10 protein-coding genes are annotated in these 8592 nt (G+C 35.2%); 1 reads left to right on the top strand and 9 read right to left on the bottom strand.

The window, feature by feature from the left end:
- Positions 1-193, top strand: a 193-nt coding sequence (locus FL972_RS19500; protein ID WP_222115992.1) for a hypothetical protein, incomplete at its 5' end; no start/stop codon positions are given.
- On the opposite strand, the gene FL972_RS00285 is transcribed toward FL972_RS19500, so the two are convergent.
- The 9 genes from FL972_RS00285 to nadD form a co-directional block, all read right to left on the bottom strand.
- On the bottom strand, positions 153-1934 hold the full coding sequence (locus FL972_RS00285; RefSeq protein WP_144602193.1) for a glycoside hydrolase family 15 protein: 1782 nt from the start codon (positions 1932-1934) through the stop codon (positions 153-155). The two genes, FL972_RS19500 and FL972_RS00285, sit on opposite strands and share 41 nt — an antisense overlap.
- A gap of 177 nt (positions 1935-2111) precedes the next feature.
- Positions 2112-2558 (bottom strand): thioredoxin domain-containing protein, encoded by a 447-nt coding sequence (locus FL972_RS00280; protein ID WP_144602192.1) that lies wholly within the window; start codon positions 2556-2558, stop codon positions 2112-2114.
- Between the two features lie 61 nt (positions 2559-2619).
- Positions 2620-3741, bottom strand: a complete 1122-nt coding sequence (locus tag FL972_RS00275; protein WP_144602191.1) for a 6-bladed beta-propeller — start codon at positions 3739-3741, stop codon at positions 2620-2622.
- A gap of 64 nt (positions 3742-3805) precedes the next feature.
- A complete protein-coding gene (locus tag FL972_RS00270) occupies positions 3806-4039 on the bottom strand; it encodes a hypothetical protein (protein WP_144602190.1) in 234 nt (77 codons plus the stop codon).
- A 196-nt stretch (positions 4040-4235) separates the two neighbouring features.
- Positions 4236-5366 carry a 6-bladed beta-propeller gene (locus tag FL972_RS00265; protein WP_144602189.1) on the bottom strand — a complete coding sequence of 377 codons (1131 nt, stop codon included), beginning with the start codon at positions 5364-5366 and terminating at the stop codon, positions 4236-4238.
- Positions 5367-5419: 53 nt separating this feature from the next.
- Positions 5420-5653, bottom strand: a complete 234-nt coding sequence (locus FL972_RS00260) for a hypothetical protein (RefSeq protein WP_144602188.1) — start codon at positions 5651-5653, stop codon at positions 5420-5422.
- Positions 5654-5973: 320 nt separating this feature from the next.
- Positions 5974-6429, bottom strand: a complete 456-nt coding sequence (locus FL972_RS00255) for a hypothetical protein (RefSeq protein WP_144602187.1) — start codon at positions 6427-6429, stop codon at positions 5974-5976.
- 28 nt (positions 6430-6457) lie between these two features.
- Entirely contained in the window at positions 6458-7570 is a 1113-nt protein-coding gene (locus FL972_RS00250; protein WP_144602186.1) for a 6-bladed beta-propeller, read from the bottom strand.
- Positions 7571-8025: 455 nt separating this feature from the next.
- Entirely contained in the window at positions 8026-8592 is a 567-nt protein-coding gene (nadD, locus tag FL972_RS00245) for a nicotinate (nicotinamide) nucleotide adenylyltransferase (RefSeq protein WP_144602185.1), read from the bottom strand.

Raw genomic sequence — 8592 nt, 5'->3', positions numbered from 1 at the left:
GCAAGAGGCCAAGTCGCGAAGATTTATTTCAAGTCCTAACTTTTATGAGACCGCTTCGTTCCTCGCGGTGACGGCACTGTTTATGACTCACGAGAGTTCCAAACTGCCTACTGTTTCTGCCTACTATTCTTCTTGGGAGAAAAAAATAAGCATTACAGAAAATTCGGAATATCCAATCTCTTTCCTATCCTAAACGCCGCATTCATCAAACCCACATGGGAATAAGCCTGCGGGAAATTCCCCCACTGACTTCCTGTCGCCTGATCCACATCCTCCGAAAACAGATTCAAATGATTGCAATACTTGGTCAAAGTTTCAAATCCCTGAATCGCCTCGTCCAATCTATTCACACAAGCCAATGCTTCGATATACCAAAACGCACAGATCAAAAATGTGGTTTCTGGAACACCAAAATCATCCATGTGCTTATAGCGATAGAAAAGAAAATCTTTGGCTAACAGTTCCTTCTCTAATTGTTTCAAATGATTATTTGCCCGCTCCAAGTTGTCACCGAAATACCCCATGGTGATTAACTGAAGCGTAGAAGCGTCCATATGCTTTGCTCCTATTGCCTGAGCGTAAGCTTTTTTCTCCGGTAAATAACAGGCCTCAATCTTTTTCACTGCCTCTTCCCGAAGTGCGATTGCTTTTTGATACATCGCTTCATTCTTCATTCGGATACCGATTTTTGCGGCAGCACAGGCGCCTGCCCAGTGAAATAAAAAGGTATAACAATGCTCTTGAGCCAGATTTCTGAATTCCCATAATCCCGCATCTTTCTCATGCATGGTGGCCTCAATCTTATCCAAAAGATTCATAATCATGGGCTCAGAGTGACTCCGCTCAGATTCCGTAAATCGATGATCGGAATACAGCGGAAGCAGTGAAACCAAAACCTGTCCATAAAGATCATTCTGAATATGGGTATAGGCCTGATTCCCAAATCGTACGGGCTTATTGCCTAAATATCCATCCAAATCAGATATTTCCTCTACCAGTAATCCATGACCCGAAATGGAGTACAGTGGCTGATATCTTCCTTCAGGCCCAACAGGTAGATTTTGGATGTATTCAAAATACTTTTCCAACTCTTCAAAGTGTCCCAGACTGTTGAAACAGGTTAGGGTATAATAGGTATCACGAATCCAGCAATAGCGGTAATCCCAGTTTCTAGTAGAACCCGGAGATTCCGGTAGTGAAGTGGTGGAAGCTGCGATAATCGCTCCGGTATCTTCAAATTGGTGGATTTTCAGAATCAAAGCGGATCGAAGCACCAGGCGCTGAGAGAAATTGGGGATGCTGGTAGATTTGACCCAAGCCTGCCAGTACTCACGGGTGGATTGCAAGAATCGCTCTGAGGTAGACTCTATCGGTGCTTCTAATGGTCTTCCGTAGGTAAGAACCAGGTAAACTGGTCTCTGAAGAGCAAAGGACTTTTTTTCGCAGACATAAGTCAGGGGAGCATTGGTAGTAAGTCTTAACTCCTGATCAATTCCCATGTATCTGATATGATTACTGCCTTGACTGGGAGTAAGCTGAATCTGACCCCGCTCAGTAACAGGTTGACACTCGATTCTTATCTTTGGTGATCCCGAAATAGGCTCCACCTTACGAATCAGCATCAGAGGCTTATAGTATCGGTCATAGTTTTTGAATCGCGGTGCAAAGTCTGTTACCTTATAGCTATCACTTCCATTTCTTACAATCGTTTCGAGAATGTTGGTGTTCTCCACATAAGTTTGTGTGGAAGTATAATCTCCGGATTCTGGCAATACGGTAAATTTTCCGCCTTTTTGTCGGTCCAGCATTCCACCAAAAATAAAGTCCGAATCAAATCGGGGCATGCAAAGCCAGGAAATATTGGTGTCCTTTTCGATATGGGCGATATAGGCACAGTTACCGATCAGGCCGGAGTCATAGGTATGTTTGCTCATAAGGTCTTAACTAAGGTTTGAAAAAAATAGTGCGGCTAATGGGTCTTCAGCAAATAAGCAAAAAAGGGGATAGGATGCAAAATTCCTTACCTAGATCTAAAAATGTTTGGGTAAGCTTCAATAATAAATTTCAGTTTAAACAAAAGTCGATTTTTTAATTTTTACAGAACTTGTGAGCTATTTTTTTGGCTTCATTCCAAAATATTTTTCTAATTGGCTCACTCGATAATTGGGAAGCCCAAACTGGTATATATCTAATATCCGGTTTTCTTCGACCAAAAAATGGAGTACGGTCTTATATTCCAAATCGACGTTGTCTAGCTGATTTACGTGAAAAAATTCGTCTTTGGGATCCAAATATACTGGATAGGGAAAATCCTGACTTTTGAAAAAAGAACGAAGCTGATCAGGACTATTTTTGCCATCTTTCCCTTCTCCTCCTAAATAAACAATCACGGAAAGATCCGGGTAGGATGCTGCAAAATCCTTCCAATTCGCAATATTATCGGTAAATAAATAGGTGGAACTCTTAGCAATATTTACATAAAAAACAGCTTTCTCGTTGCAGTCTGGACAAGGGGGGTTACCCTGATGAATGATTTCCAAATTATCAGGAAAAATCATTTTCTCCGGTTTTTTTTGACAAGCAAAGAGAAGACAAAATAAGAAAAAACAGATTAAAACTTTATTCATCAAATTGGATCTTGGTTTGAAAAATTATTGGATAATCAAATTCCATCTCAGGAATTTGAGAATAGATTTGGTCCAATTGGGTTTTGGACAGCTCTTTCAAAATCACAGAACGATAAGTCAAAAACATGATTTGTCCCTCTTCAATCCCAATAGGATTATGATAGAGCATTTCTTCATTCCGGTTGGTGGATATTTTTTTGACTTTGTCCGTATTTTTGTCTATGAACACCAAGTCCTTGAAGACGCCTTCTGGTTTTTGAATATGAATGCTGACAAGCATTAAATTTTCATCCTCAAATACCCCGTGTAAATTGGCAAATCCAGTTTCACTCATTTTCCCAAAACTATCCATAATATCCTCTTGCCAAAAATATTCGGGAATCGAATAAGAGCCAAAATCCAATTGAATCACCTTTTCTAAGGTGTCATTTTGAAAGCTGTAAACATAGGGCTGAAAAGACTCAATGATATGCAGGTCTTTTCCATTTCTGAAGAAATTGCGCTCCGTCATTGGCAAAAGTTTGTTTTTGTAAGTGTTTTCCAAAAAAGAAGATATCACTTTTCCTTCTGAATCAGTTTTTACTAAGCGAAACTCAGTAAAAGGTAGATTATAACTACCGTAAAGAAGATATTCTCCGGATGGCAATTTGGTAAAAGAACTTGCTAAATAATTTGTATCAAAGACTTTATTTAACTCGCCAGACCCTGAGATATTATAAACTGTAGCGCGATCTCCTATACCGGAAAGGACTTCTATACTGCCATCGGGATTGATCAAAAAGTCGTCTAGTTTTTGTAAGGTGCCAGGCCCCTCACCAACTTGTCCTTGACTACCAAGGTAGTTCCCATTTTTGTCAAAAAAATGAATTGCATCTTTCGAATTCTCATCCATCAGATAAAAGAAAGACTGGTCAAATCTGGCACGGATATCTATTCCCATTAGATTTTCCATCCTTGTCTCTAATGGAGTGATTTTTTGAATAGTGAGCTCACTCTTTTGCACTAAATCAAGCTCGTTCATTACCAATTTCTCAATTTCCAAATTATTATTAAATGAACAGGAAAGAGATAAAATGTAAATAAATATAGAAAATGAGAATTTGTAGTTATTCATTTTTTGTTGAATTACAAAAAGTTGCCCACTCCATGGAAGGAGTAGGCATTTGATAAATTATTTGTTAATATCCTTCGCAACTAAGACAGCCAACTTCATATACACTACAACGGTCACTTGTCAATTTGTTGTCACAATGCTTTACCGTATAATGCCCATTGCAGATGACCATTCTCTGATAGCAAGGTGGTTTAGGATTTTCAAAACCACCTGGATCAAGATCAGTTTGACTAAAACCTAAATTCGGTGTAAAAGCCATAGCCCCCAAAAAGGCTATTCCAATTAATACTTTTTTCATTTTGTTAAAAGTTAGAATTACTAAAAAGTTTTTGGCCCAAAAACGACTTCAACTCTGAAGCTGCAACTAATCTATTGTCCTAGTTGTATTTATCAAAACCAAACATTTAAAAAATTTCTAAAATTTACGTAGAAGGCATTTTTTTTTTTTTTTGAGCGGTAGCCAGATTGGCTTAAGATTTATGAAACTAGGTTTGCTATTCTACTTTAAAGAAAAGCAGTAAAAACTCCTCAGGACCTATTCCTTCCATTTCTCCTAAAGCTGCCTCTAAACTTTTGTTATTAGAAAAATCCCAGTTTCCATCAGGATCAGCTTTGAGGACTGCAATAAACTCTCCACTCTCGCTTAAACCGAGAATTCCATCAAAGCCGATGTTACCAATTTTATTCTGAATTAATTCTTCGGTATCATAGATCTTATTACTGGACTTGGCTAAAAGTCTACCCTTGATTCTAGGATATTTAAATGTTGTGAACGAAAGGAAATTTTCGTTTTGAAAAATATCAAAAATGCCAATAAACATTTGGCTTTCAACAAAATATTCCAATGGACTGGGATGGTTGGCATAATCCATTTTCGAAATAGGAGCTTCGAAATCAAAAATATAATCAGCTGAAATTTTGTGACTCTTAGCGTTGTAGCGAAAAATGGTGTCTCTATTCCCAACGGTAAAATTAAAATTATCCCTATTAATTTTCGAAATTACATTCCTTCCATCCAATGGAGTCATGTCTAAATAATCAACAAAAGGAATGGCCGATACAACCAATTCTTGATTTTCATAAACTTTAAATCCGTCCTCTGCGTTCAGGGAAGCATTATTGATCACTATTTCCGAACTACCCGAAGGCATTAGATCTGTATATCTAATATTCTCATTATACTTTTCCTCTTTGATAAAATTGCCATCAAGATCGAAGAAATATTTTTTCCGATAATCCATTGGAATCAGGATTAGTACATTCTCCTTTTCATCAAAATAGATGTTTTCCAAATTCTTGTATTCACCGGGCCCTTCACCAATTCTATAGATGTGATTTAAATACTTTCCTGAATCGTCAAAAATAATCACTGTATTTCCAATAGTTTTATCAACTAAGATTATTCGTTTTTGAATTGCTAGTACCTTGTATATACTTCCAACTGGTGCAAATGTATTTTCTGAAAATCTGACTATCCGAGCAGACTTTATCGATAGGTTTTCAACAGGGGCTACTGACTGAATTTTTATCGGCTGAGAAGACTCCTCCTCCGAAGACTTTTGATTGCATGAATGGACTAAACTCAGAGAAAGGATTGCTAGAAAGTAATAAAATCGATTGATCATACTTTTTTTAAAATAATAATGCGGGTCGATCTGACCCGCATTCAGTCTTATTGTCAATTAGTGAAAGAACAAGAAGTAGTAGCATCAGCATTACAATCTATACCATCAATCAGTCCCCAGAGGTTCGTCTTTCGACCACATACGGTAACTGTTATGGTTTCACCATCGATGTCTATGGAGTCTTCACAGTCCTCTTCTCCCTCTAAAACTTGAGCACTTGCAATAGGGCCACCATATAATATAAATAACGCAGCAAAGAGGAATAGTCCATAAATTAATTTTTTCATCTTTTAAAGAATTAAAGTTTACTAAAAAGTTTTTGGCCCAAAAACGACTTCAACTCTGAAGCTGTAACTAATCTATTGTGCTAGTTGCAACTATCAAAACCAAACATTTAAAAAATTTCTAAAATTTACGTAGAAGGCATTTTTTATTTTTTTTGAGCGGTAGCCAGATTAACTTATGTGTATAAAAATAGCGTCCTCAGTTGAATACTTTAATTAATATTCTTCCAAGAATATCTTACCCTTAATTCAAAAAAGTCTTTTTGAATAAAAGTTTTTTAAATCCGATAATACTCTTTTTTTTATAAAATTTGAAAGATTAACTATTTATCTTGTATTAAATTATTCAAATCTTCTTGAAAACTAGGGATTGATGGGTTTGAAGCCTTTATTATTCGATTGTCTCTTAAAATATATGCTATTGATGAAACTCTATCTTTAACATTCTTGCTATAAAATCTCTTTTCTGGATCAAATAAAATTGGATGATCAAATTTATTTTTAATCATCCAATCTTTTATCTCTTCAAGATCCTTTCCAGAATAATAAATTATAAATTTAATTTTTGGATTATTGTCTATAGCCTCTTTCCAATTAAAATTTAATATTGAATATTTACCGAGGTGTGAAGTATATATCACTACTTGCATTTCGTGGTTAAACCAAGATTTATCAAATGCATTAGTTCTCAGAGGATCAATGATAACTAAATCAGGATAGTGTGAGATTTCCCTGCCAATTGATTTATTTTGATTTTTACAATAGATCAGTAATGTCAAAAGACAGATAAAAAAGGAAATTATAATTTTAATTAAACTGTGGGATTTGTGCATATATTATAATAGGATTGCCATCAAAATCTAAATCTGATGAATTTGGAATATCAATCAAACCATTCTTTATATCCTTTTCAACAAATTTAGCATACGAAATTAAAATAATTTTTCCTTCATTATCAAATCCGATTGGATAGTAAAATGAACTTTCCAAATTTAGATTTGAATTGATTTTCCTTACCTTGCCGTTTTGTTTATTTTTTAAAATTATTTCTCTCCGTGTATTCCCAATTTCCTGAATTTCAACGACAATCATTAGTGTGTTTTTGTTTTCTGCAAGATGACTTATTGAAGCAAAACCGTTATTATTAATTGTTTCAAATCCTTCGAAAGGATCCATAGTCCAGAATTTTTCGGGTATTTTGAATTTTCCGAAATCTAAATTATATTCCAGTGAAATCTCTTTTCCGGTTATTCTGTATATTTCCGGTTTTAGAGTTTCTTTAAATAATATGCCTTCACTTCCTTTGAAAAAAGAACTTTCCATAAATGGCAAAATATTTTCATTAAAATTATTCTCTAAAAGCTGAGAGCTTAATTTCAAGTTTTTATCAAAAATCTTTAAGCGGTAATTTCCTGCGACTTTATTATATCCTGAATATAAATACCATAATTTATTTTCTTCATCAATACTAAATGAAAAGCCGTTAGCATTAATTGTTTTCTTTGTTAAAAGAAAATTATTTCTATCCCAATAGGAGATTTCTACTTTGTCCCCTAAATTAGTTAATACAATAATTGTATCATTTTTTATTTCAAAGTCTCTTATGTTTAAAATACTATTAGGACCTTCACCTACTGTAGCTGTATATCCAATTGAATTACCTAAAGTATCAAAAATAAATATATTTGAAGGATTGTTATTGTCTAAGATCCAAAACTTGGAGTTATTAAATTTAACTTCTAGATGAGCTCCTAATAAATTATAAGATTTTGATTCTAATTGTATGACCTTGTCTACTTTAAGTTCATTTAAATTTATTTTTTTTATTTCACTTATAGATAATTGTGTTGTTTCATTTCTTATTTTTTCACAACCACAAAGAATTAAAATTAAGGCGAATAGGCACTTTGGAATTTTCATAGACTAAAATTTTTAGAATGGGGTTAAGTAATCTGCTTAACCCCATTATTTTTAACAATTAGCTCATTATGGATTTATCCCTCCATCATCAGACAAACCACAAGATTCACAATAATATCGTGAACAACTAGAGGAAGTATAATCTGTAATACAATTGTATGCAGTCCATTCCCCCTCGCATTTTCTTACTGCCTGATAGCATCCAGCTGCCTCTGCAATAGACTGGGAAAATATTAATCCGAGGATAACGGCGAATTTAATTAAACGTACTTTTTTCATTTTGTTAAAGAATTAGAATTACTAAAAAGTTTTTGGCCCAAAAACGACTTCAACTCTGAAGCTGCAACTAATCTATTGTGCTAGTTGTATTTATCAAAACCAAACATTTAAAAAATTTTTAAAATTTACGTAGAAGGCATTTTTTTTTGAGCGGTAGCCAGATTGGCCAAGGTTTGCTAAAAGTATAGTTTTTTAGCCTGAATATATTCCTCCACTTGTCTGGGCAAGAGGTATTTGACGGAATGTCCAGACTGAATAGAATCTCTGATAAAAGTAGCCGAAATATCCAGCAAAGGGGCTTCTACTTCTTGGACAGAAGGATGGGTGAAATCTGTCTTTTCATCTGGACGGGGATAAATATAGACTTGATAATGTTCCAAAATCTGTTCATAGTTTTTCCATTTGCGGAGCTGTTTCAGATTATCTGAGCCTAAAAAAATACTGAAATTATGCTGTGGATACTGCTCACTGAGATAGGTCAAGGTATCGATAGTGTAGCTGGGTCTTGGCATGTGAAATTCCACATCACTGGCCCTAAAATGAAAATTATCCTCGATCGCCAATTCAACCATGCGAAGCCGATCAAACTCATGGATGAGTGACTTTCTTTTTTTTAGGGGATTTTGGGGGCTGACCACAAACCAAACTTCATCTAAGTCGGTACGATCGTAGATGGTATTGGCAATGATGAGATGACCGATGTGAATGGGGTTGAAGCTACCGAAGAAGAGTCCGATATTCAC

This window comes from Algoriphagus algorifonticola, assembly GCF_007655305.1.
Classification (GTDB): Bacteria; Bacteroidota; Bacteroidia; order Cytophagales; family Cyclobacteriaceae; genus Algoriphagus; species Algoriphagus algorifonticola.
The sequence above is the reverse complement of the archived record's forward strand: the minus strand, read 5'-3'. Positions and strand labels throughout refer to the sequence as shown.